The organism is Actinomyces culturomici, assembly GCF_900499005.1.
GTDB classification, from domain to species: domain Bacteria; phylum Actinomycetota; class Actinomycetes; order Actinomycetales; family Actinomycetaceae; genus Pauljensenia; species Pauljensenia culturomici.
The window spans coordinates 53,333-74,107 of the sequence record NZ_LS991317.1; the positions used below are offsets into that span (position 1 = coordinate 53,333).

At 70.8% G+C, this 20,775-nt stretch carries 17 protein-coding genes and 1 tRNA gene; 9 read left to right on the top strand and 9 right to left on the bottom strand.

The genetic code is table 11. The annotated features are described in order from the left end of the window. Nucleotides 1-22 precede the first annotated feature (22 nt). Nucleotides 23-1,333, bottom strand: a complete 1,311-nt coding sequence (locus DY157_RS07300) for an RNB domain-containing ribonuclease (protein ID WP_160159479.1) — start codon at nt 1,331-1,333, stop codon at nt 23-25. An 89-nt stretch (nt 1,334-1,422) separates the two neighbouring features. On the opposite strand from DY157_RS07300, the gene DY157_RS07305 reads away from it, so the two are divergent. Further along, nucleotides 1,423-4,005, top strand: coding sequence for a (Fe-S)-binding protein (locus DY157_RS07305; protein WP_115728019.1), 2,583 nt, complete (start codon nt 1,423-1,425; stop codon nt 4,003-4,005). Between the two features lie 883 nt (nt 4,006-4,888). Here DY157_RS07305 and DY157_RS07310 read toward each other — a convergent pair. From DY157_RS07310 to dcd, 3 genes are all read right to left on the bottom strand, one after another. After that, the gene (locus DY157_RS07310) at nt 4,889-5,767 is read right to left on the bottom strand and encodes a hypothetical protein (RefSeq protein WP_115728020.1); all 879 of its coding nucleotides are present in this window, start codon (nt 5,765-5,767) and stop codon (nt 4,889-4,891) included. Nucleotides 5,768-5,894: 127 nt separating this feature from the next. Then, nucleotides 5,895-7,145 (bottom strand): PRTRC system protein E, encoded by a 1,251-nt coding sequence (locus DY157_RS07315; RefSeq protein ID WP_115728021.1) that lies wholly within the window; start codon nt 7,143-7,145, stop codon nt 5,895-5,897. An 8-nt stretch (nt 7,146-7,153) separates the two neighbouring features. Beyond that, on the bottom strand, nt 7,154-7,735 hold the full coding sequence (gene dcd / locus DY157_RS07320) for a dCTP deaminase (protein ID WP_115728438.1): 582 nt from the start codon (nt 7,733-7,735) through the stop codon (nt 7,154-7,156). A 233-nt stretch (nt 7,736-7,968) separates the two neighbouring features. Between dcd and DY157_RS07325 the strand changes: the two genes are divergently transcribed. Then, nucleotides 7,969-8,817, top strand: a complete 849-nt coding sequence (locus DY157_RS07325) for an HhH-GPD family protein (RefSeq protein WP_115728439.1) — start codon at nt 7,969-7,971, stop codon at nt 8,815-8,817. Between the two features lie 125 nt (nt 8,818-8,942). Here DY157_RS07325 and DY157_RS07330 read toward each other — a convergent pair whose 3' ends face one another. The 4 genes from DY157_RS07330 to DY157_RS07345 all read right to left on the bottom strand — a co-directional run bounded on the left by DY157_RS07330 (nt 8,943) and on the right by DY157_RS07345 (nt 13,523). Further along, complete coding sequence (locus DY157_RS07330; RefSeq protein WP_160159413.1) at nt 8,943-10,124, bottom strand: IS30 family transposase; 1,182 nt, start codon at nt 10,122-10,124, stop codon at nt 8,943-8,945. A gap of 135 nt (nt 10,125-10,259) precedes the next feature. Next, nucleotides 10,260-11,666, bottom strand: coding sequence for an ABC transporter permease (locus DY157_RS07335; protein WP_115728022.1), 1,407 nt, complete (start codon nt 11,664-11,666; stop codon nt 10,260-10,262). Then, nucleotides 11,663-12,469: an ABC transporter ATP-binding protein gene (locus DY157_RS07340; protein ID WP_115728023.1), complete on the bottom strand. Its 807-nt coding sequence runs from the start codon at nt 12,467-12,469 to the stop codon at nt 11,663-11,665. The genes DY157_RS07335 and DY157_RS07340 overlap by 4 nt, the downstream gene beginning before the upstream one ends. A 1-nt stretch (nt 12,470) precedes the next feature. Then, on the bottom strand, nt 12,471-13,523 hold the full coding sequence (locus DY157_RS07345) for an efflux RND transporter periplasmic adaptor subunit (RefSeq protein ID WP_115728024.1): 1,053 nt from the start codon (nt 13,521-13,523) through the stop codon (nt 12,471-12,473). 132 nt (nt 13,524-13,655) lie between these two features. Here DY157_RS07345 and DY157_RS07350 point away from each other — a divergent pair, with 132 nt between their 5' ends. Further along, complete coding sequence (locus DY157_RS07350; RefSeq protein WP_115728025.1) at nt 13,656-14,060, top strand: arsenate reductase ArsC; 405 nt, start codon at nt 13,656-13,658, stop codon at nt 14,058-14,060. Between the two features lie 208 nt (nt 14,061-14,268). Here DY157_RS07350 and DY157_RS07355 read toward each other — a convergent pair. After that, nucleotides 14,269-14,339 (bottom strand) — tRNA-Gly (locus tag DY157_RS07355). A 180-nt stretch (nt 14,340-14,519) separates the two neighbouring features. Between DY157_RS07355 and DY157_RS07360 the strand changes: the two genes are divergently transcribed. The 6 genes from DY157_RS07360 to DY157_RS11980 all read left to right on the top strand — a co-directional run bounded on the left by DY157_RS07360 (nt 14,520) and on the right by DY157_RS11980 (nt 20,657). Next, nucleotides 14,520-14,993 carry an NUDIX domain-containing protein gene (locus DY157_RS07360; RefSeq protein ID WP_235827123.1) on the top strand — a complete coding sequence of 158 codons (474 nt, stop codon included), beginning with the start codon at nt 14,520-14,522 and terminating at the stop codon, nt 14,991-14,993. A gap of 102 nt (nt 14,994-15,095) precedes the next feature. Further along, nucleotides 15,096-15,788 (top strand): TetR/AcrR family transcriptional regulator, encoded by a 693-nt coding sequence (locus DY157_RS07365; protein ID WP_115728027.1) that lies wholly within the window; start codon nt 15,096-15,098, stop codon nt 15,786-15,788. Between the two features lie 196 nt (nt 15,789-15,984). Then, nucleotides 15,985-16,347, top strand: a complete 363-nt coding sequence (gene trxA, locus DY157_RS07370; protein ID WP_115728028.1) for a thioredoxin — start codon at nt 15,985-15,987, stop codon at nt 16,345-16,347. Nucleotides 16,348-16,413: 66 nt separating this feature from the next. After that, nucleotides 16,414-17,202, top strand: a complete 789-nt coding sequence (locus tag DY157_RS07375) for a sensor histidine kinase (protein ID WP_115728029.1) — start codon at nt 16,414-16,416, stop codon at nt 17,200-17,202. Then, nucleotides 17,199-17,912: a response regulator transcription factor gene (locus tag DY157_RS07380; RefSeq protein ID WP_115728030.1), complete on the top strand. Its 714-nt coding sequence runs from the start codon at nt 17,199-17,201 to the stop codon at nt 17,910-17,912. Before DY157_RS07375 ends, DY157_RS07380 begins: the two co-directional genes overlap by 4 nt. Nucleotides 17,913-18,263: 351 nt before the next feature. Next, nucleotides 18,264-20,657: an MFS transporter gene (locus tag DY157_RS11980; protein WP_456236503.1), complete on the top strand. Its 2,394-nt coding sequence runs from the start codon at nt 18,264-18,266 to the stop codon at nt 20,655-20,657. Nucleotides 20,658-20,775 lie beyond the last annotated feature (118 nt).

Genomic DNA, 20,775 nt, shown 5'->3' on the forward strand with positions numbered 1-20,775 from the left:
ATGTGTTAAAGAGACAGGGCCTCTACCGCGGCGCCGGGTACACGGTCTTCGCGAACGATGCGTCTGCGCTCGCGCCCTCGTCGACCGCCGTGGGCGCGAGCGCAGACGCATCGTTCGCGAAGACCGTGTACCCGGCGCCGCGGTAGAGGCTCATCGCCTGGGTGAGGAAGGCCTCGTGCCGCGGGTTCGCCGGATCGAGGGTCGGGACGAGGTCGGAGTACTCCACGTCGGCCGGCCAGTCCACCCCGAGGAGCGCGGCGACCTGGCGGAGGCGCTCGAACGCCACGGGAGGGGCGGGCGGGACGGTGCGCAGGATCGCGAGGCCCGCCTCGCGCATGATCCGCGCCGCCGAGATGCCGGTGAGAAGGGAGACCTGCGCGTTCCACTCCTCGACCGGCGACTGGCGCCGATAGTCGAGCTCGTAGTGCGTCGACCCGTCCGGGTCCGTCGCGCGGGTGATCTCCTGCTCGGGCGTCGGCGAGGAGACCCCGCCGCGGCGCGTCTCGAGGGCCCGGCGCTTCTCCCCGATCTCGCCGAGGAGCTCGACGAGATCGGCGGGCGCCCCTGCGATCGCCTCCCCGGAGGAGCGCCAGGCGTCGACGCCCTCGTAGGAGAGCTTCGCCCGCGAGCGCACGAGCGCCCGGCGGACCGTCGCCGAGACGATCTCGCCGGAGGCGTCGAGGAGGATCCGCCAAGCGCACGCCGGCGCGAGCCGATCGGGCAGGAGAGAGGCCGACCCCTCGGACAGGGCCGTCGGGTGGAGCGGCGTCGAATGATCGGGCAGGTAGACGGTGAGGGCGCGTGAGCGGACCTCCGCGTCGAGCGGGGAGCCCGCCGCGACGAAGGTCGCGAGCGAGGCGATCGCGTAGTCGACGAGGTACACGGCGCCGTCCTCGCGCCCCTCGGGCAGGCGCGCGAGGTGCACGGCCTGGTCGAGGTCGCGCGAGGACTCCGGATCGATCGTCACGAAGGGGATCTCGGTCGCGTCGAGCATCGGGAGCGCGCCGGGGACGAGCGACGTCCACGGTCCGTTCGCCACGGCGTCCGCTCCCTCGAGCTCGGGGAGGTCGAGCAGGGGCTCGGGGCCCGTCGTCTCCGTTCGCCCGGGGTTCGACGCCCCATCCTCGTCGATCGACGAGGGCGCGACCGCGGACGACGAGCGCGGACGCACCCGCGAGCAGAACGCGTCCCACTCCTCGCAGGCGGCCGCGACCTGCGCGTCGACCTCGGGCGGGAAGGAGTCGGGAAGCTTGAGCTCCGCCCGGATCGCGTCGAGGACGGGGATGAGGGAGGAGTCGTCGACGTGCAGGCGCATCCGATGGAGCTGAACCATGGGGCCAGTCTCCATCACCTCCGGTCGAGGTGCCACAATGAAGGGCGCGCCGTGGACTCGGCGCCCCTCGACACTGGGAGGATCCGCACATGGCCACACCCGTCCTCGCCGTCGCGTGCTGGGTGTTCGCGCTCTTCGCGACGCTCTTCGGGATCCTCTCCTTCGGCCGCGGACTCGCCCACATCTGGCACGAGGTCGCCGCAGGAACGCCCGACCCGGGCCGCGGCGGCCCCGTCGGCACACGCTTGTGGATGATGCTCGCGACCGCCCTCACGCACCGCGAGTTCCGGCACCGCCCGTGGATCCGCGTCGCCCACTGGTTCGTCATGGTGTCGTTCCCGCTGCTCTTCTTCACGCTCGTCGCCGGGTACGGGCAGCTGCGCGATCAGACCTACTCCCTCCCCCTTCTCGGGCGATTCCTCCCCTGGGAGTGGCTCACCGAGCTCCTCGCCTGGGGCGGGCTCATCGGGATCGTCCTCCTCATGATCGTCCGGACCCGCGCAGGTCACGGCACCATCGAGGAGGCCGCCGTCTCGAACGACGATCCGGCCGTGGTGATCGCCGCCGCGCGGGGCCGACGGACCGGCGCCGCCTCCTCCCCTGATTCGTCCTCCGACTCGACCTCCGATTCCTCCCCTGATTCGTCGGACGCCTCGCCCCGGCCTCGTGCGCACTCCGCGAAGCGCGACGGATCGCCGGCGGGCATGGCCTCCCGCTTCCTCGGATCGACCCGCTGGCAGGCCCGCTTCGTCGAATGGGTCGTCCTCCTCGTCTGCGCGTGCATCCTCGTCCTGCGCGGATTCGAGTACGCGCTGCTCACGACCCTCCCGGCCGCGAACTCGTTCCCGGAGATCTTCCACTTCCCCCTCACCGCGTGGATCGGCGCTCTCGTGAAGTCCGCCGGATGGTCGGCGACCGGGATCGCGAACGGCGTCGTCATCGTCGCGACCGTCAAGATCATCGTCTCGATGCTGTGGATGATGGTCGTCGGCGTCCAGACCTCGATGGGCGTCGCCTGGCACCGCTTCGTCGCCGTCGCGAACCTCTACGCGCGCCGCTACGCCGACGGGCGCAAGTCCCTCGGTCCCGCCGACCACATGCTCATCGACGGCGTCCCCGTCACCTCGCCCGACCAGTTCGACGACCTGCCCGAGGAGACCGTCCTCGGCGCCGGCACCGCCGCCGACCTCTCGTGGAAGGCGCGCCTCGACCTCTATGCGTGCACCGAGTGCGGCCGCTGCCAGGAGCTCTGCCCCGCGTGGAACACCGGCAAGCCCCTCTCCCCCAAGCTCCTCGTCATGGCGATGCGCGACCACATGGAGTCCGCATCGAAGAAGGAGATCGTCGCCCAGGAGATCGTCGACGGGCAGGTCCCGGGCGACCGGACCGCCGCCGAGCTCGCCGCCTCCGGGGAGCTCATGCTCGACAAGGGCGTCGAACCGAGCCCCCACTCCTTCGACCTCCTCACGATGCTCTCCGCCTCCGGGGCGACCGGCCCGCAGGGCGTCGCCGACGTCGCCGCGCCCCTCGTCCCGGACGTCGTCTCCGAGGAGGTTCTCTGGGACTGCACGATGTGCGGCGCCTGCGTCGAGCAGTGCCCCGTCGACATCGAGCACATCGATCACATCCTCGACCTGCGCCGCCACCAGGTCCTCATGGAGGCCGCCTTCCCCCGCGAGCTCGGCCGCGCCTTCCGCGGCATGGAGTCGAAGCAGAACCCCTACAACCAGCCCGCGCGCAAGCGCCTCGACTGGGCGAAGGACCTCGACTTCGAGGTCCCCGTCGTCGGCGAGGACCTCGAGGACGCGAGCGGCGTCGACTACCTCTTCTGGGTCGGCTGCGCCGGCGCCTTCGACGACAAGGCGAAGCAGACGACCGCCGCGATCGCCGAACTCCTCCACACCGCCGGAGTCACCTTCGCGGTCCTCGGCTCCGGCGAATCCTGCACCGGCGACCCGGCGCGGCGCGCGGGCAACGAGGTCCTCTTCCAGATGCTCGCCGCCCAGGCGATCGAGACGCTCACCGAGGCGAAGCCCCAGAAGATCGTCGTCTCCTGCGCCCACTGCTTCAACACGATCGCCGGCGAGTACCCCGAGCTCGGCGGCCGCTTCGACGTCGTCCACCACACGCAGCTCCTCAACCGGCTCGTCCGCGACGGGCGCCTCACCCCGGTCCCGGCGGGCTCGCCCTCCGACGTCGACGGCGCGGGCCGCCCGCTCCACGTCACCTACCACGACGCCTGCTACCTCGGGCGCCACAACCGCGTCTACGAGCCGCCGCGCGAACTCGTCTCGGCCCTGCCCGGCGTCGAGCTCGTCGAGATGCCCCGCAACCGCGACCGCGCAATGTGCTGCGGCGCGGGCGGCGCCCACGCGTGGTTCGAGGAGTCGCGCGGCACGCGCATCGCCGACGCCCGCATCGTCGAGGCCGCCTCCACCGGCGCCGACGTCGTCGCGACCGCCTGCCCGTTCTGCTCGCAGATGCTGGGGTCCGCCTCAGGCTCGTCCGCCGGGTTCCTCTCGGGGCCGGCCGCGTCCTCGTCGGCGTCCGGGGCCGGGCGCTCCGGGGCCGCCTCCCAGGGGGACGAGGCCGGGTCCGCGCGCCTGCCCGAGGTGAAGGACGTCGCGGTGATGCTCCTCGAGTCCGTCCGGCGCTCCCGCCCCGAGGCCTGATTCCGCCTTCCCGTTCGCCCGGTCACCCACATTCGCCCTCTGCATCCGACCACCCCCTCTGCGCCGAGAGCATTACCCACCCGGCGACGGCATTACCCAACGGCCGCCGAGAGCATTACCCGCTCTTCGTAGTCGGGTGTGCAGGCGGTTGCCGATAGCCCGCACAACCTGCATCGCCGCCTCGACGTGCTCTGGTGGGTGGGGAGGGGCGCCGAGTGTGCGATCCAAGTCGCCCCGCGCCCGGAATCGGCGGCCCGCACAACCTGCATCGCCGTCTCGGCGTGGTTGGTGGGTGCGGAGGGAGGTCGAGCGTGCGATCCAAGTCGCCCCGCGCCCGGAATCAGCGGCCCGCACAACCTGCATCGCCGTCTCGGCGTGGTTGGTGGGTGCGGAGGGAGGTCGAGCGTGCGATCCAAGTCGCCCCGCGCCCGGAATCAGCGGCCCGCACAACCTGCATTGCCGCCTCAACGCGCTCCGGCAGGATTCCGTCGGGATATTCGGCGGCTTTCACCGCGTTTGGCGGCTTTCCGGGTGTTTGGCGGCGATCATCGGCCGGATTTTCGCCGCCAAACACCCGGAAAGCCGCCAAACGCATAGTGAAGATCCGGGGCGCTGAGAGCCGCAGGGCTGCCGCTGCGCCCGACTGCACCCCCGACCGTGAAGAGCCGCATTACCCACCCCCCGGCGACGGCAATACCCAACGGCCGCCGAGAGCATCACCTTCGCGCGCCGAGGGGATGCGGCTCAGGACTTCACAAGCCCGGGTGGTATGTCTTCGCCGCCGAAGTCGCGTGACTTCGACGGCGATGGCGGTCGACGTGACCGCTCGGCGTTGACGCCGGACTTCGCGCGAACGACCGCGCGAATGGGGAAGTGCGGGTGGTCAGGCGACCCGCGCACCCCAGGCGGAGTTCATCATCCGGCTCATCCGCTCGCGCGCGTCGATCATCGGCGCCCACCAGCGATTCCAGAGCTTGACCCCGAGCAGCGCGCCCGAGACTCCGACGAGCGCCGAGGCCACCGCGCCGACGAGGGTCGCGGACCCGGCCGCGACGAGCAGCGCCGCGGCGCCGACGACGAGCGCCGAACCGCCGAGAACCGCGCCCCAGAAGCCGGCGCGCGAACGCCCGGAGAGGAGCACCGCCGCGGAGGCGACGAGGGCCGCGGGGAACGCGATCGCGGCGACGACGTAGGGAACCGTGCCGAGGGCCACCGAACCGACCGCTCCGGCGAGCATCCACGCGGTCCACATCGACACCATGAGCGCCGAGGCCGCCGCCCGCTCACCTCTGCTTCGCAGCGCCGTCCAGGCGACGAGGACGAGGAGGATCGCCCCGACCGAGGAGAACGCCGCGGTGAGCAGGGTCGCGGACGAGGCGAGCACGCCCGTCGAAGCGGCGCTCAACAGGGTCGTCACACCGGGCACGGCGACGGCGCCCGAGGCGTTCGCCGCGAAGATGCCGGCGACCGCGGTCGCCGCGAGGCCGCCCGCGAGGACTCCCGTCGGAATCCGACCCTCCGAGAGCGCCACGGTCGAGCGCCCCGCCCCGGCCTCGTCCGCGGCGGCGGGACCGCCGTAGGAGGCGCCCGGGAACGAGGTGTACGCGGAGGAGGCGCGCGGCGACTCCCCGGCACGAGCGGACTGGGCGAAACGAGGGGCGCCGTCCGAGGCCCGACCTCGTGAGGATGAGCGGCCGGGCTCATCGTCGAAGATCAGTTCGACTTCCCTGGGCGCGCGCTGCGCGTTGTCCGTGTTGTCCATGTGCGGCCTCCTTGGTCTCTACCCGCAATTGCAGTCGGCGAGTCTGGAAGAACCCTGAAACACGGCTGTGCGCGGACTTCGGAGAAGGTCGCTCTTCGATATCGGCCCGATGCGGCGCGGCCGAGCGCTATTCGATCGCGGTGTCGTCGCCGAGCGCGACGAGGAAACCGTCCTCGTCGACGACCGATCCGCCGACGGCGCCGACGACGAGCCCGGCGGCCCGCTCGATGTCGCGGGCCGAGCGCATTCGCTCGAGACGCGCGGCGCGAGAGACCCCCGTCGGCACGGTCACCGTCCCGCCGGGCAGCCACCGCAGGACGTATTCGATGATGACGCCCGTCGTCCACGACTCCCACCGGAGGACCGCGGGCGGAGTCGGGACCGGATGCACCTCGATCATGAGGTCGGACCGGTTGGCGATCGGCGTGAGCAGGGCGTATCCGGAGACGACGGCCGCGGCGCGCTCGGCCTCGAGGGCCTTCTCGCGCGCCCGCTCGATCTTCGTCACGATGTCCGTGCGCACCGTTCCGATCGACTTCTCGATCTCGTGAATCCGCTCCTCGACGACCCTCGGGACGGCCGCCTCCGGCGAGGACACCTCGCGCGAATCGACGACGTCCGGGAACTCGCCGGTGAGGATCGCGCGCAGGTCCGCCGGATCGAGCCAGCGGGGCGTGTAGACCGTGAGGGAGACCGCCGAATCCGGGTCCGGAGCGACGAGGGCGCCGGAGTCGGCGATGCGGAGCGCCCCGCCGAGCCGGCGGGCCATGCGCTTGAGCGCGGTGAGCACCCGGTACTCGAGACCCGTCGGCGTCCCCTCCGGGAAGACGCGCGCCCACTCGTCGACGTCGGCGAGCGCCTTCGGCACAGGGGTTCGACGCCCGGTCGGGCAGTGGAGGACCCACACGTTCGTCAGGGCGGCGGGAGTGCCGAGCGCCTTGCGGGCGTCGAGATCGACGCGCCACGGGCCCTCGAGCCTCGCACCGCCCGTGAGGCGGAGTCGGCCGGCTCCCTCCCACGCCGCGGCGTCCCAGATGGAGAGGGCGAGGGCCTCGATCTCGGAGGGGTCGACCTCGTCGGCGAGGAGCAGAAGATGATGGGAGCGCGCCTCGTCGAGGCCGATGACCCCGGCGGGGCCCGTCGTCGCGAGCGGGGACGCGATCGGGGCGAGCGCGTCGGTGCGCGACACCCCCTCGTCGCCGACGACGAACGCGGCGGAGAAGTCGGAGAGAGCGCCGAGCGACGTCGACGTGAGCTGCGAGGGGTCACCGTACGAGGGCGCGGCGAGGTCGTGCGCGTGCGAGGCGTCCGCCATCCGCTCGCGCATCGATCGGCGGAGCGGGGAGGCGGCCCGATCCTCGCCGGGTGACTCGGTCATCTCGTCCTTCAGCGCTCGATCCTCGTCCTCGAGAATCGCAGGTGGCTGCGCGACGGCGTCGGACCGCGCTGCCCCTGGTAGTGGGAGCCGAGGGCCTGCGAGCCGTAGGGGTGCTCGGCGGGCGAGGAGAGGTCGAAGAAGCAGAGCTGCCCGACCTTCATCCCCGGGTAGAGGAGGATCGGCATCGTCGCCGTGTTCGACAGCTCGAGGGTGACGTGCCCGGAGAAGCCGGGGTCGATGAAGCCGGCCGTCGAGTGGGTGAGCAGGCCGAGGCGGCCGAGCGAGGACTTCCCCTCGAGCCGCGCCGCGATGTCGTCGCCGAGCGTGACGCGCTCATAGGTCGCGCCGAGGACGAACTCGCCCGGGTGGAGGACGAAGGGCTGATCGGGGCCGACGTCGACCATGTGCGTGAGCTCCGACTGGTCGGCCGCCGGATCGATCACCGCGTACCGGTGGTTGTCGAAGAGGCGGAACAGGCGATCGAGGCGCACGTCGATGCTCGCCGGCTGGACGAGGGACCGGTCGAGCGGATCGAGGGCGATCCGCCCGGAGTCGAGCCCGGCGTGAATGTCGCGGTCGGAGAGCAGCATGCCCCGATTCTCCCACATCCCCGACTTCCGAGTGCGAGGGCGGACGTCCCTTCCCCGGGGGTCCCCGCTAGGCTGTGCGCGTGCCGAACGCCCCCGAATCGACCGACTCCACGACGGCCCCTCCCGAACCGGCGACCGCCGTGGCTGCCGGGTCCGAGCCGACCGCGGCCGTCCTCGTCGATCTGCGCGGACGGATCGTCGACTGGTACGCCGCGAACAAGCGCGACCTGCCGATGCGCGCGGAGTCGGTGTCGCCGTGGGGGACGCTCGTCGGCGAGGTGATGAGCCAGCAGACCCCGATGCCGCGCGTCCAGCCCTTCTGGTCGCGGTGGATGGAGCACTGGCCGACGCCGCAGGCGCTCGCCGACGCCTCTCCCGCCGATGTGCTCGTCGAATGGGGCTCGCTCGGCTATCCCTCGAGGGCGCTACGGCTGCGCGACTGCGCGATCGCCATCGCGAACCGGCCCGGAGGGCGCGTGCCCGCGGACTACGAGGAGCTCCTCTCCCTTCCGGGGATCGGCCCGTACACGGCCTCGGCGCTCGTGTCCTTCCAGTTCCACGGACGGATCGCCGTCCTCGATACGAACATCCGCCGCGTCCTCGTGAGGACCCTCCTGGGGATCGAGCGGCCCGCGTCCTCCGCGCCGACCGCCGCAGAGCGCGCGATCGCCGACCGGATGCTCCCGGCCGACGGCGCGGAGTGCGCGACCTGGAACGTCGCGGTGATGGAGTTCGGCGCGCTCGTCTGCACTCAGCGCACTCCGGCCTGCGAGGAGTGCCCGGTCGCGGACCTCTGCCGGTGGACGGCCGCGGGCCGACCCGCCTCGGGGACGAGGACGAGGGCGCAGGCGTGGACCGGGACGGATCGGCAGGCGCGCGGGCGCGTGATGGCGCTCCTGCGCGACCGGCACGCGGGCTCCGCGAGCGCGGATCCTTCGGGTGCGTCGCGCGCCGAGGCGCTCGCCGCCGCGACCTTGCCGGGCGCGGATCCCGAGCAGGCGCCGAGGGTCCTCGCCGGGCTCCTCGCCGACGGGCTCGTCGTCGAGGGCGCGGCCGGTCGTCTTTCCCTTCCTTCGGCGTAGGTCGCGCGGCCGACTGCGCGATCTTCGCCTGCGCAGTCGCCGTTCGCCCCCATCGCGACGTCATGCGCCGCATCCCCTCGACGGCGCAACGTGATGCTCTCGGCGCGCGAAAGTGATGGGCGGTTTCAGGCGGTGAGTGCAACGGCGTTGTCGTCGAGTAATTTTTGCATGAGTTCGGCGGGTGTTTTCCAGCCGTGGCGTTTGCGGGGTCGGGTGTTGAGTTGGCGTTCGGCCTCGGCGAATGCTTCTGGGGGATAGTCGTTCAGGTCGGTGCCTTTAGGGAAGTAGTCGCGCAACAGGCCGTTGGTGTTCTCGTTGGACCCGCGCTGCCAGGGCGAATGCGGGTCGGCGAAATACACCTTCGTTTTGGTCCGGCTGGTCAGGTCTTTCGCGTTCGCCATCTCCCCTCCCTGGTCCCACGTGATCGTCTCGCGAAGCGTGAGCGGGAAAGGGCTGATCATGTCGGCGAGCACGTCGATCACACTTGCCGTGTCGTGGCACGCTGGCAGGGGCCGGACGAGCAGGTAGCCCGTGGTGCGTTCCACCAGGGTGATCGCGGCGCTCTTGTTGTTCGCCCCCACGATCAGATCCCCCTCCCAATGGCCCGGAACCTGGCGTCCTTCCACCTCTTGGGGCCGGTCCACGATCCTGGCGCCCTCCACCCACGACTTCCCCTTCGAGCGCGCCAGAGCCAGCGGCGAACGCGCCAGGCGACGCGTGCGCCCCGACCGCAACGCCTTTTCCACCTTGAGCTCTTGACGCAACGCGCCGCGCCCATGCACATACAGGGCCTGATAGATCGTCTCCGGGCTGATCGTCACCCCCCTATTGTCCCCACACGCCCAGGCCCGCGAGATCTGCTCAGGCGACCAGTGCTCGTTAAGCTTGGCGACCACGAAGGCGCGCAGCCGAGGATCCTCCAGCTTGAACGGCTTGGGACGAGCCCGCCTCCCGGCAGCCTCCTCATGAGCGCGTACCGCCCGATACTGGCCGCCCCCACGATCCAACTCCCGCTTCACCGTCGAGGCCGCCACCCCAAGCTCGCGGGCGATCCCCCGCATGCTCATCCCCTGACCGTGCAAGTACTCGATGAGCTGGCGGCCCCCGATCGTCAACCGGGCCCCATGCCCGACCCCGCTGACCAGCCCCTCCACAGGGTCGGCGGGCGCACTGCCCACCCACCCGCCTCGCGAACCCACACGAAACGTCATGCCCCAATCTTTGGCCCACTTGCGGATCGTGCACACCGCGACACCCACCCGCAAATGCACCTGCCTAACCGGCACACCCTCAATCAGCAGATCCAACACCTGGCGGCGAACCGCCTCAGAACAACGAAAACCCACAGCAACCACCCCACACACTCAAGGCGTTGCACTCACCACCTGAAACCGCCATGCTTTCGGCGCGCGAAGGTGATGCTCTCGGCGGGGCGTCGACGGTCAGTACCGGATCGCGTCGATCGGCTTCACCTTGACGGCCGCGACCGCGGGGATGATCCCGCACAGCGCGCCGATCGACGTCGAGATCGCGACGCCGTCGATCGCGGCCCCCATGGGGAAGGCCGGCCGCTCCTGGAGCATGACGTCCATCGACTCGAGCGGGATGAACCGCAGCGCGACGATCGCGAGGCCGACGCCGATGACGCCCGCAACGAAGGTCGCGACGACCGATTCCATGAACACCGCGAAGAACACCCGGGTCGCGGACGCCCCCATCGCGCGGCGGATGCCGATCTCCCGGATGCGCTGGCGGACGGTGACGATCGCGACGTTGAGCAGGCCGAGGGCTCCGAGGAAGATGACGATCCCGCCGATGATCATGATGACGGTGCGGACCGTCCCCATCTCCGACTGGCCGCCGTCCCACTGCTCGCCGCCGTAGACGCTGCCCTCCCAACCGGCGCCGAGGACGGAGGCGAGGGCGCTCGGCAGAACCTTGCGGGCCTGCTCGGCCTGCCCCTCCCCCGCCCACACGAGCATCTCGACCGAAGCGCCGCCCGCCTGGGCCTCGCCCTTGATCTCGGCGGCGCGCGTCTTCGAGTACTGCCACGCCGTGTAGTCGACGTAGAGGGTCGGGCTGTCCCAGGTCGACTTCGCCTTGATGACTCCGACGACCCTGTACTGGGCGCCGGACCCGTCCTTCGCGTGGAGGATGATCGGATCCTCGATCGGAGATCTGCCGAGGTAGTCCCAGAGGATCGAGTTGATGACGACGGGGACGAGCCGCTGGTCGGCGTCGGACTCGGCGATCCAGCGCCCCGACATCGGACGGAGTCGGAACAGGGTCGAGTAGGCGGGGTCGACGGCGTTGACGGTCACGGCGGTCTGGTAGCCCCACTGGGGCTCGGGCACCGCGCGTCCGCGGAAGGAGCCGGTCTGCTGAACCTCGGCGAGTTCCGTGAACTCGGCCGAGCCGGTCTCCAGGCGCGCCCAGTAGGGGATCGCGAAGCGCTGGGCGACCGTCGTCATCGCGTCGCCCATCGGGTCGTGGACGACGCCCTCGGAAGCGGTCGCCGCGTTCGACGACTCCTCGACCGGGGTCCCGTCGACGTTCGACACGGCCGTCGTCGGGCCCGAGTAGGCGGTCGACGCGGCGCCCGAATCGTCGGAGCCGTCATCCGACGCCTTCTTATTCGCGGTGATGTGGAGGGTGATCGAGCGGCCCGTCTGGGCCTCCATCATCTCCCGGTTCGACTGGACCACGAGGTCGCCGAGCGCGATGACCGTCGACATCGCGGCAACCGCGGCGACGACGCCGACGAGCGAGAGGACGACGCGGGCCTTCTGGACCTTCACCTCGCCCCACGCCTCGACGAGCGCGCCGATAAGCTGGTTGAGGAATCTCATGCGCTTCTCTCCTCCTCATCCCGGCGCCCGGCCCCGGCCTCGTCCGTCGTCCCCCCGCCCGTCGCCGGAGGATCGACGAGGGCGGAGTCGGCGGTCGGGGAGAGGAGGGCGGACGGATCCTCGACCTCGTGGAGGACGCCCTCGGACAGGGAGAGGACCCGGTGGGCGCGGGCGGCGACGTTGAAGTCGTGCGTGATGACGATGAGGGCCGCGTCGTTCTCGGCGGCGACGGTCTCGAGGAGGCTCATCACCTGGCGGCCGGTGTCGGGGTCGAGGGCGCCGGTCGGCTCGTCGGCGAGGATGATCCTCGGGCCCCTCACGAGCGCTCGGGCGATCGCGATGCGCTGCTGCTCGCCGCCCGACATCTCGGTCGGGTGGGAGTCGAGGCGGTCGCCGAGGCCGACCCTTTCGAGCATCCGTGCGGACAGTTCGCGCCGGCGCCAGAAGGGCGTTCCCGTCGTGTAGAGCATCGGGACCTCGACGTTCTCGAGGGCGGTGCGGGCGTTGAAGATGTTGAACTGCTGGAAAACGAAGCCGAAGGTGTCGCCGCGCAGCCGGGCCCGCCGCCCCTCGCGCAGCTTCGCGACGTCGATGCCGTCGATCGTGTACGTTCCCGAGGTCGGCAGGTCGAGCAGGCCGATGATGTTGAGCATCGTCGACTTGCCCGTTCCCGAGCGGCCGACGATCGAGAGGTGATCGCCGGGCTCGACCTCGAGGTCGATGCCGCGGAGGATCCGCAGGTCGTCGGAGCCGTCGGGGAGCTCGACCGTCCTCGTCACTCCCTCAAGCGAGATGAGCGGCATGTCAGGCGCCCTCGCCCGTCGCGGCCCCGCCGGAGAACCCGGTGTCGCCCGACCCGCCGCTCGACCCGTCGGTCGCGTCCTGCGACTTCGAGGGGACGAACTCGAGGACCTCGTCGGATTCGGAAAGTCCCTCGACGATCTCCACCACCTTGCCGTCGGTGAGGCCGAGCTTCACCGGCTTCTTCGCGGGGTCGCCGCCGTCGGGGTCGGGGACGTAGACGTAGCCGGACTGGAAGCGGCCCTCGACCGCGCTGATCGGAAGGGTGAGGACTCCCTGCGCGGAGCCGGCGACGACGTCCATCGTCACCTGGAGGCCGGGGAAGACCTTCTGGTCCCCGGGGATCGCGCACTTCGCCTGGATGCCGGTCGTCTGCGCGGCGCCGTTCTGGTCGCCGGTCTTCGGCGCCTTGTCGGGCGTGACGATCTGGAGGCCGGAGCACGTGAAGGGCGCGGGGCCGTTCGTGATCGTCAGGGTCGCCTCATTCGGGGCGTTCTGGATCCGGTAGAGCTGGTCGGCATTGAGGGGCGCGACCGCGGAGAAGGTCGGCGGCTGGATCGTCGCGACCGGGTCGCCGATCGCGAACTGCTGGCCGAGCAGGGCGGAGAGGCGGAGCGTGCCCGAGGCGGTCGCGTAGATCGTCGTGTACTCGTAGGTGGTCTTGCCGGGGACGACGGTCTGGTTGCCCTCGTCGTCGGTCGTCATCGAGTCCTGACCCTGGATCTCCTTGCGGACCTCGAGGATCGGGGCGCCCGTGTCGACCTGGGAGCCGTCCGGGAGCGCGATGTAGGAGACCGTGCCCTCGCCCGTCGACTTCACCGTCGTCGCGGCGTCGGCCTCGACCGTCCCCTTCGCCGTCACCGTGTTCGTGATGTCGCCCCTCGTCGGGGTGATCGTCATCTGGCCGTAGTTCGCGCTCGGATCGAGCGACTGCGGTTCCGCGTCGGCCCCGCCGCCGGGAAAGAACGCGAACTTCACGAGCGCGATCGCGATGATCGCCCAGATCACCGTCTTCGCGATGTTGAGGATCCTCCCCGAACGGGTCGACGTGGACATGGCTCTCCTCGGCTGGTGGTCGATGATGACGCGTTCAGGCTATGGGCGCGCCGACCTGGGGAGAACCGCTCCCCGGACGGAATCCGGGGCAGCTCAGGGATGTTTCAGGGTCGCCGCGGCTACTCTGCTGCCATGAGTTCGCGCCCCTCGATCCTCTTCGTCTGCGTCCACAACGCCGGCCGCTCCCAGATGGGCGCCGCCTACGCGCGCGTCCTCTCGGGCGGGCGCATCGAGGTCCGGTCCGCGGGCTCCGCTCCCGCCGACGCGCTCAACCCCGCGGTCGTCGCCGCGATGGCCGAGGACGGGATCGATATCTCCGATGAGCGGCCGAGGATTCTGGCCCCCGACGCGGTCGAGTCCTCCGATGTCGTCATCACGATGGGCTGCGGGGACGCGTGCCCCTTCTTCCCGGGCGTCCGCTACGAGGACTGGGCGCTCGAGGATCCCGCGGGGCGGCCCGTCGAGGAGGTCCGCCCGATCCGCGACGCCGTCAAGGCGCGTGTGGCCGCCCTCGTGAGCGAGCTGCTCGGGGAGTAGCCGGGCGGCCTGCGTTCCTCGCCCGCGGGCGCGCGCCCGTTCATCGTTCGGTCGGGGGTGCCGAGCGCCGAAATGGAGGGGTCGCCGACAAGTGGAGGACCCATACCCCCTCCGCATGGCGGCAACCCCTCCACCGAGAGCGCCGGCCCATCAACGACGAACCCCGCCGACCGGGCAACCGGCGACGGGGTCGAGATCCGAGGATCGGAGCGGGCGACGGGAATCGAACCCGCCTCTGAAGCTTGGGAAGCTTCCATTCTACCGATGAACTACGCCCGCATTCCCCCACGAGTGGAGGTGCCCGACGATCATAACCGCCCCGGGCTCCCGCGTCCAAGCGAGTCGGGTCCGGCGCCCGTGACAGTCCCCTCTCCGGGCGGGTCGGTCCGGGCCGGACCCTGCGCCACCTTCGGAGGACGCCCGGTCGGTCCTCGGCCCGCCCCGCCTACACTGGCGCCCGTGACTCCCGACCCCTGGCTCGAACCGGCCGACTACTCCGGCCCGGCGCCCGTCGTTGCCGCCGCGATCGTCGACTCGCTGCAGGCGCCGACCCGACTGCTGTGCGCGGCCCGCGCCTATCCGACGGAGCTCGCGGGCCGATTCGAACTGCCCGGCGGCAAGATCGACGCCGGGGAGTCCCCGATCGAGGCGCTCGAACGGGAGATCCGCGAGGAACTCGGCACCGCCCTCGTCCTCGGACCGGAGGTCGACGGGCCGGGCGGCCGCTGGTGGCCCGTTCTTCAGGGGCGCACGATGGGCGTACGTCTCGCCGAGATCACTCCGGGCGCCCCCGCGCCCCGGGCGGGCGATTCGCACGCGGAACTGCGCTGGGTCCCGCTCCCCGAAGTCGCCGAGCTCGACTGGATCGGCAACGACCTCCTCATCGTCCTCGCCGTCGCCAACCTCTGCGCGAGGCTGCGCCGCGAGGACTGAGGCGCACGACGTCGCGCCCTCGGACGCATGACCTCATGGGGAGCGGGCGGGGCGAGCGCGCACATTTGACGACATTCATGCCCGAAGTGTCAGAATGTTCCCATGCCGAAGATCATCGGGGATTGCCTGGCCGACCACCGCGCGCTCACGCGACAGCGGCTCTTCGACGCGCTCGGGGAGCTCCTCGCCGAGCGCTCCTTCGACACGATCACGATGTCGCAGATCGCCGCTCGCGCCGGCGTCGGCCGCACCGCCGTCTACAACCACTTCGAGGACAAGGAGGTCCTCCTCCTCGCCTACATGTCCGAGGCGACCACCGAGTTCGCGGCACTCCTCACCGACGCGCTCGCCGGCGAGCCCGACCCCGTCGAGAAGCTCCGCCTCTACGTCCGCTCCCACCTCGAGATGACGACCCGCTACCATCTCGCAAGCCGCATCCACCTGCGCGATCAGGTGTCCGCCGTCAACTCCGAGCACCTCCACGAGCACGCCGGAGTCATCGGCCGACTCCTCCTCACGATTCTCGCGGACGCGATGGCGTCCGGAGCGATCCCCCGTCAGGACCCCCACGGCCTCGTCATGCTCGTCCACGCATGCCTCGCCGGGCAGCGCCTCCCCTCCTCCCCCATCGACCGGCGCGCGCGGATCGCGCAGACGGAGGCCTTCGTCCTGCGCGCCGTCGGCGCGAGCGCGGAGAAGATCGGCCCGGTCCCGATCCTCGCCCCCGCGCCCGAGCCCGCCGACGACGCCGCCGAGCGCGCGACCGCCTTCATGCGCTGCCCCGTCGCGCACTGACCGTTCGCCGACCGTCCCATCGCCGACCGCCCCGTCCTCGTCGATCGACGAGGACGCGACGGGACGCGGATCACACGGGAATCAGCGACGCCGCGCGGAATAGACGCCGATACGGCATCGTTGGAGTGTGCAGACGGGCCGAACGGCTCGACCTCGACCCCACCGGGCGCCCGCCCGGAAGACGCTAGGAGAACCCATGGCGACCATCGCCCTCACCAACGACAACTTCGAGACGACCGTCTCGGGCAACCCGATCGTCCTCGTCGACTTCTGGGCCGCCTGGTGCGGACCGTGCCGCCAGTTCGGCCCCGTCTTCGAAGAGGCCTCGGAGAAGAACCCCGACATCGTCTTCGGCAAGATCGACACCGACGCCGAGCAGGACCTCGCCCGCGCCGCGCAGATCTCGTCGATCCCCACCCTCATGGCGTTCCGCGACGGCATCGCGATCTTCCGCCAGGCCGGCGCCCTCCCGGGCCCCGCCCTCGAGGACCTCATCTCGCAGATCCGCGACCTCGACATGGACGAGGTCCGCAAGCAGATCGCCGCCTCGGAGAAGTGACCGCCGCGCCCTCGAAGTGAGAGAGTAGGGGCCCGCCCCCTCGATCTCTTCGGAAGGACCACCCGCATGGAGTACCTCGCGCTCATCGGGTGGTCCTTCTGCGCTCTTCTCGCGCTTCTCTACGTCCGCGAGCGCCGTCGCTCCGCCGGGCTCGAGGCGGAGGCCGCCGAGTCGAGGCGCGAGGAGCTCGCGCGGACCAACCGGCCCGCGGTCCTCGCCCACGAGATCCGCACCCCTCTCACCCTCGTCAAGGGGGCCGGCGAGATCCTCGAGGAGGGGATGGCCGGGCCCCTCGACGACAAGCAGCGCCAGTTCCTCCGCACGATGACGAGCAACACCCAGCGGGTGATCGACCTCGCCGAGTCGCTCCTCACCGACCTCAAGCTCTCGTCGAATGAGGAGCTCGCGACGGAGATCGTCGACGTCCGCGAGGTCGTCGCCTCGACCGCCCGCGAGATGCGGCGCATCGCCGATGTGCCGATCCGCGTCGACGCGCCCGGCGGCGTCCTCGAGATCCGCGCGAACGCGCCGATGATCCGCCAGCTCATGTGGAACCTCCTCAACAACTCGCTGCGCCACGCCTCGGCGGGCGGCGCCGTCGTCGTCTCGGTCGCCGAGGATGAGGACGGGGGCGCGCTCATCGCCGTCGAGGACTCCGGGCAGGGCATCCCCGAGGACGAGCAGGACACCCTCTTCGAGCCCTTCACCCCCGGATCCGCGCCCAACCCGGGCACGGGGATCGGCATGATGGTGGCGGAGCGGATCGTCGCCGCCCACTCGGGGAGGATCATGGTCGACTCCCTCGAGGGCCGCGGCACCGTCGTCCACGTCCGACTCCCGAAGGGGGACCGATGAAGCCGATCGCCCTCGTCTGCGACGACGAGCCCCAGATGCTCTCGATCGTCTCCTTCGCCCTCGAGACGCAGGGCTTCGAGTGCGTCACCGCGCCGTCGACCGCGCGCCCCCAGGACCTCCTCGACGCGCGCTCGTTCGACCTCCTGATCCTCGACGTCATGACGCCCACAGGATCCGGGGTCGACCTCGTTAAGAGGATCCGCGCCGCCGGGGACGCCGTGCCCGTCATCCTCCTCACCGCCCTCGGCGACGAGGAGGACCGCATCCGCGGGCTCGAGGCCGGGGCGGACGACTACGTGACGAAGCCCTTCAGCCCCCGAGAGCTCGCGCTGCGCGCCCAGGCCGTCGTCCGCAGGGCCGCGCCCGCTCCCGCTCGGGCGGACCGGGGCCTCGAGGCCGGCGCCCTCGCGATCGGCGCCGACCGGCGCACGGCGACGTGGTGCGGAGACCCGATCCAGTTGAGCCCGACGGAGCTGCGCGTCCTCACCGTCCTCGTCGCCCACGAGGGCGAGGACGTCGCATGGCGCGACCTCCTCAACGAGGCGTGGGAGACGACCGACGCCGTCGGCGCCCACGACATGATCAAGACGACGATGTACCGGCTGCGCCGCCAGCTCGAGCGCGCGGGCATGGATCCGGCGTGCGTGCAGCCGGTGCGCGGCGTCGGCTACCGACTCGTCGTCCCGCGCGAGGAGGGCGCCGACCTCTAGATCCGCTGACACCGCTAGGTCCGCCGACACCGCGCCCCGGCCTCGCGCCCCCTCCCCCGCCGAGAGCATCACCTTCGTCCGTCGAGGGGATCTCGGCGCACGACTCCACGGGGGCGTCGCAGGAGCGCGCTGCCGAGGAGCGCCGCTCGGGGCCGCGATTCACGGTGACGGGATTGTCACCGAGCGCCACCGAAGCGGGCGCCTCCTGTTACCGGTGCCGCGCGAGGATCGCAGCGTCCACAACGCTGTACTGCGAAGGAAACGACGATGTCTCCACAGCCCTCCCGCCCCCTCGGGTTCCTCTCGGCGCCGCCCGCGGCGCCGGCGGTGTCCCCCGACCGCGTCGCGCCGATGTACAAGACCTGGCGCTTCAACGTGTTCCTCGGGATCTTCATCGGCTACGCCGGCTTCTACCTCATCCGTAACAACGTCACCCTGGTGTCGGCGATCCTCAAGGAGCACGACATCATGAACGCGGTCGGCATCGGCGTCGTCGCCAATGCCGTCCTGTTCTCCTACGGCCTGTCGAAGTTCTTCATGGCGATGCTCTCCGACAGGGCGAACGCCCGCTACTTCATGCCGATCGGCCTCGCCCTCTCGGCCGTGATGAACCTCCTCATCGCGTTCGTCCCGGCCCTGTCGGCCTCGATCGGCATCTTCGCGATCGTCATGTTCATCAACGGCTGGTTCCAGGGCATGGGCTGGCCCCCCAGCGGCCGCGTCCTCGTCCACTGGTTCTCCACGACCGAGCGCGGCTGGATGACCTCGATCTGGAACTGCGCCCACAACGTCGGCGGCGCCGGCGTCGGCCTCATCTCCGGCTGGGCCCTCCAGTCCTTCGCCAAGGACGACGCCGACTGGTCGCCCGCCTTCTGGGCGCCCGCCCTCGTCGCCCTCGTCGCCCTCATCGCCTTCCTCCTCATCCGCGACCGTCCCGAGGCCCTCGGCCTCCCGACGATCGAGGAGTACCGCGACGACCCGGCCAAGGTCATCGAGAAGTCCGAGTCCATGGGCTGGAAGGACATGCTCTTCACGCACGTCCTCACGAACCGCGTCGTCGTCCTCCTCGCGGTGACGAACGTCTTCGTCTACGCGCTCCGCTACGGCGTCCTCTCCTGGATCCCGATCTACCTCACCGAGCAGATCCACGGCGTCAACGTCAAGGAGGGCATCCTCGGCTTCGCGATCTACGAGGGCGCCGGCATCATCGGCACGCTCCTGTGCGGCTGGGTCTCCGACAAGGTCTTCAAGGGCTGGCGCTCGGGCGCGGGCATCCTCTTCCTCGGCGGCGTCGGCATCGCCCTCGTCATCTACTGGCTCATGCCCGCCACCGCGCCGATCGGCGTCTTCTACCTGCTCATCGCCATCATCGGCGGTCTCATCTACGGCCCGGTCATGCTCATCGGCCTCCAGGCGATCGACCTGAGCCCGAAGAACGTCGCGGGCACCGCCGCCGGCTTCACCGGCCTCTTCGGCTACCTCCTCGGCGCGACCCTCGCTTCGTCCGGCGTCGGCCTCCTCATCCACTACTTCGGATGGAACGTCGCCTACGGGTTCCTCGTCGCGGTCGCCGTCATCGCGGTCGTCCTCATGTTCATCGTCGGCAAGGACGAGCGCCGACTGATGGACGTGCGCGAGGAGGCCCGCGCCGTCGTCGGCCCGTCCGGCTGCGGCAGGTCGACGCTCCTCCTCGCGCTCGCGGGGTTCGAGGACGAGGCCGCGGGCTCGATCCTCATCGACGGGAGCGACGAGACGAGGACCGAGCCCAGCCGTCGTCCGACCGGCCTCGTCTTCCAGACCCCCGCACTCTTCGAGCGGATGACGGTCCGGGAGAACGTGGCCTTCGGCCTCGCGGACTCCGGATTGACCGAGCGCCACGCGAGGGACCTCGTCGAGGCGACGATGGCGCGCATGGGCGTCGCCACCCTCGCCGACCGACGGCCCGCGAACCTGTCCGGCGGGCAGGCGCAGCGCGTGGCGCTCGCCCGCGTCCTCGCGCGCCGACCCGCGGTCCTCCTCCTCGACGAGCCCCTCGCCCACGTCGGCACCGGCCTCGCCGCCTCGATCCGGCAGTCGCTCCTGCGCGAAGTCCGCAGGCTCGGCATCGCGACCCTCTACGTCACCCACGACGTCGACGAGGCGTGCATCGTCGGCGACCGGCTCCTCCTCATGACGAACGGGCGCGTCGTCGAGACCGGCGACGCCCGCGACCTCTACTTCCGGCCCGGCTCGGAGCAGGCCGCCCGCCTCATGGGGATCCCCAACGTCCTCGCCTGCGAGGTCGAGGGGAGCGCCCGCTCTGGCGCCGCCCTCGTCCGCCTGGGATCCGCGTCCTTCCACGTGCCCGCACCGGATTCGACCGAGCCCGGATCCGCGCTCGTCGCGATCCCCGCGGAGGCGATCGAACTCGAACCCAGCGCGGACGCGGCGATCATCGGCCGCCACGCGCAGGCGATCGGAGCGTCGTTCGTCCGCGGCTCCATGCACTACGACCTCGAGACGGAGTTCGGCACGCTCGTCGCCCGGGCCCCCGCTCCCGCGCCCGCCCCGTTCTCGGGCGACGCCGCCCCCGTCTTCACGCTCGGCGACCACGTCGCCCTCGANCGTTACTGCGTGCTGTGGTTCACTAGGCAGAGGTGTCACGTGTCGCATGCGACTCGCTGGGCTGGTCATACCTTCAGTCTGTGGCCCTTCCACCACCCACTGTGCTTTCCGGTCCCCTCGCTCTCGTTGTTGGCTAAGTAGGTCTCTATCCCCCGGGAGTTGTAGAGGCGGGCATACGAGATTCGCCTTGGTCTGGTGGGCTGGGAGATGTGAGATGTATATAAGCTGGGAGATGTGTATAAGGGCCAGGCCCGCCGCC

Bases quoted from the DNA above. Each gene is read 5' to 3' on its own strand.
- DY157_RS07315 (WP_115728021.1), bottom strand. From the start codon at position 7,145: ATGACCGAGTCACCCGGCGAGGATCGGGCCGCCTCCCCGCTCCGCCGA.
- DY157_RS07340 (WP_115728023.1), bottom strand. From the start codon at position 12,469: ATGCCGCTCATCTCGCTTGAGGGAGTGACGAGGACGGTCGAGCTCCCC.
- DY157_RS07300 (WP_160159479.1), bottom strand. From the start codon at position 1,333: ATGGTTCAGCTCCATCGGATGCGCCTGCACGTCGACGACTCCTCCCTC.
- dcd (WP_115728438.1), bottom strand. From the start codon at position 7,735: ATGCTGCTCTCCGACCGCGACATTCACGCCGGGCTCGACTCCGGGCGG.
- DY157_RS07380 (WP_115728030.1), top strand. From the start codon at position 17,199: ATGAAGCCGATCGCCCTCGTCTGCGACGACGAGCCCCAGATGCTCTCG.
- DY157_RS07305 (WP_115728019.1), top strand. From the start codon at position 1,423: ATGGCCACACCCGTCCTCGCCGTCGCGTGCTGGGTGTTCGCGCTCTTC.
- DY157_RS07365 (WP_115728027.1), top strand. From the start codon at position 15,096: ATGCCGAAGATCATCGGGGATTGCCTGGCCGACCACCGCGCGCTCACG.
- DY157_RS07350 (WP_115728025.1), top strand. From the start codon at position 13,656: ATGAGTTCGCGCCCCTCGATCCTCTTCGTCTGCGTCCACAACGCCGGC.
- DY157_RS07375 (WP_115728029.1), top strand. From the start codon at position 16,414: ATGGAGTACCTCGCGCTCATCGGGTGGTCCTTCTGCGCTCTTCTCGCG.
- DY157_RS07310 (WP_115728020.1), bottom strand. From the start codon at position 5,767: ATGGACAACACGGACAACGCGCAGCGCGCGCCCAGGGAAGTCGAACTG.
- DY157_RS07335 (WP_115728022.1), bottom strand. From the start codon at position 11,666: ATGAGATTCCTCAACCAGCTTATCGGCGCGCTCGTCGAGGCGTGGGGC.
- DY157_RS07345 (WP_115728024.1), bottom strand. From the start codon at position 13,523: ATGTCCACGTCGACCCGTTCGGGGAGGATCCTCAACATCGCGAAGACG.
- DY157_RS07325 (WP_115728439.1), top strand. From the start codon at position 7,969: ATGCGCGCGGAGTCGGTGTCGCCGTGGGGGACGCTCGTCGGCGAGGTG.
- trxA (WP_115728028.1), top strand. From the start codon at position 15,985: ATGGCGACCATCGCCCTCACCAACGACAACTTCGAGACGACCGTCTCG.